Here is a 2,239-nt window from a genome sequence, read left to right as displayed (position 1 = left end):
CACATAACCGCGCTTTGATGGTAAAAGAAGGTGACGCGGTGACAAAAGGGCAGAAGATCGCCGAGATGGGCAGCAGCGATTCGGACCGTGTGATGTTGCATTTCGAAGTTCGCCGGCAGGGCAAACCTGTCGACCCTCTGACGTATTTGCCGCCGCAATAAGCGAAATCATCATGCCTAAATCGAAGCGCCATCCGCCGCAAGCCGAGACTGATTTAATCAGACCCACGCAGACAACGGTGGAAGACGGCGCTTCGAACCACGCTGACGAGTCGGAATCCGAAGCGGCTGAAGCCGAGCTGGATAGCGACGAAGACAACGGATCTAACCGCAAGGAAGCAGCGGAGGGCGCAAACGATACCGTGCCCGACGTTGACGACTTCAAATCGATCCTGCAGGCGGAACTCACTGCCGACACCATCCAGCATTACCTGAATCGCATCAGCGTCAAGCCGCTCTTGACGGTCGAAGAAGAGCAGCGTTATTCGCGGCTTGCGAAAGCCGGCGAGTTCGAGGCGCGGCAGGTGATGATCGAACGCAATTTGCGGCTGGTGGTCAGCATCGCGAAGGGTTATCTGAATCGGGGCGTCCCGTTGCTCGACTTGATCGAGGAAGGTAATCTCGGCCTGATGCACGCCATCGAAAAATTCGATCCCACGCGCGGTTTCCGGTTTTCTACGTATGCCACGTGGTGGATTCGCCAGAGCATCGAGCGCGCGATCATGAATCAGGCGCGTACGGTGCGTTTGCCGGTGCATGTGATTCGCGAGCTCAATCAGGTGCTGCGCGCGAAACGTCATCTCGAGAAAAGCTCGGCGAATTCCACTGCGGCAATCGCGCCGGACAGGCGCGACGCAAGCATTGACGACATCGCGCATCTCACCGGGAAGACGCCTGAAGAAGTTACCGACATCCTCGCGCTGAACGAACACACAGCGTCGCTGGACGCGCCGCTCGATCTGGACCCGGCAAGCAGTTTGCTGGACCTTCTTTCCGACGACGCCAGCCAGTCGCCCGATTCCGAAGTTCAGCATCGTGAACTGGAAACGCTGACCAAGCTCTGGCTTTCGCGTCTCTCCGACAAACACCGGCACGTCATCGAGCGACGTTTTGGCCTGAACCACATCGAGCCGGCCACGCTCGAAGAACTCGCCGACGAAATGGGCCTGACGCGCGAACGCGTACGCCAGATCCAGCAAGAAGCGCTAGTGCGGCTAAAGCGATTTTTTGCATCGAACGGTGTGCGCAAAGACGCTGTTCTCTAGCCTTTCGCAATCCGGGCGGCGGCCCGGTCAGCGCTTTCCTTAAAAACGCAGCATCCAATAAAGCAATGACACCCATTCTCGTTTTCGATATCGAGACGATTCCCGATGTCGACGGCATTCGCCGTCTCGAAGATCTCTCCGCCACGCTCACCGACGCCGAAGTCGCCGAGCACGCATTCGCCGCGCGCCGGGAGCGTGTGGGCAACGACTTCCTGCCGCACCATCTGCAGCGCATCGCCGCCATTTCGTGCGTGTTTCGTGATAACACGGGATTTCGCGTGCGCTCGCTCGGTACTACGACGGACACCGAAGCCACGCTGATCCAGTCGTTCTTTCGCGTGATCGAGAAGTACACGCCACAACTGGTTTCGTGGAACGGCGGCGGTTTCGATCTGCCGGTATTGCACTATCGCGCGATGATCCACGGCGTAGCGGCTTCGCGGTACTGGGACCTCGGAAACGATGACCGCGAATTCCGCTACAACAACTACATCAGCCGCTATCACGCGCGTCACACCGACCTCATGGACGTGCTCGCGATGTACCAGGCCCGCGCGAACGCTCCGCTCGATGCGCTGGCTAAGCTCTGCGGCTTTCCGGGGAAACTCGGCATGGACGGTGGCAAGGTCTGGCAGGCGTTCTCGGAGGGACGACTCGAAGAAATCCGCAATTACTGCGAGACCGACGTGGTCAATACGTACCTGATGTATTGCCGGTTCCAGTTGATGCGCGGCGGTTTTTCGCAGGAAGAATATGCGGATGAAATCAACGTCGTGAAGAACGCCCTTGCGCTCGAGCCGGCGCCGCACTGGGCGGAATATCTCGCGGCGTTCGGTCAATAAACCTCCCGCAGCATCAGGCGAGTGCCGTACCCGCATCGTTTACAATCCTGCCCTTCGACGTCAGTCCCCATCGCAGTTCAAATATCAGTCAGGAAGTCCGCAGGTGCCTCGCGCTCGTAAAAAATCCAATCGC

Annotated in this window: 3 protein-coding genes; all 3 read left to right on the top strand. The window is 58.5% G+C overall.

Features of this window, described 5'->3' with window-relative positions; translation table 11 throughout:
* The coding region (locus ACFFAR_RS31255) for a peptidoglycan DD-metalloendopeptidase family protein (RefSeq protein ID WP_174365551.1) at positions 1–161 on the top strand (161 nt) is incomplete at its 5' end.
* Between the two features lie 11 nt (positions 162–172).
* Positions 173–1,264, top strand: coding sequence for an RNA polymerase sigma factor RpoS (rpoS, locus tag ACFFAR_RS31250; RefSeq protein ID WP_174365552.1), 1,092 nt, complete (start codon positions 173–175; stop codon positions 1,262–1,264).
* Between the two features lie 65 nt (positions 1,265–1,329).
* Entirely contained in the window at positions 1,330–2,106 is a 777-nt protein-coding gene (locus tag ACFFAR_RS31245; RefSeq protein WP_086383000.1) for a 3'-5' exonuclease, read from the top strand.
* The last annotated feature ends 133 nt before the right edge of the window (positions 2,107–2,239 follow it).

Source organism: uncultured Caballeronia sp. (assembly GCF_964243625.1).
Lineage (GTDB): Bacteria > Pseudomonadota > Gammaproteobacteria > Burkholderiales > Burkholderiaceae > Caballeronia.
Note: the sequence above shows the minus strand (reverse complement) of the source record. Positions and strands in the feature narration are given on the sequence as shown.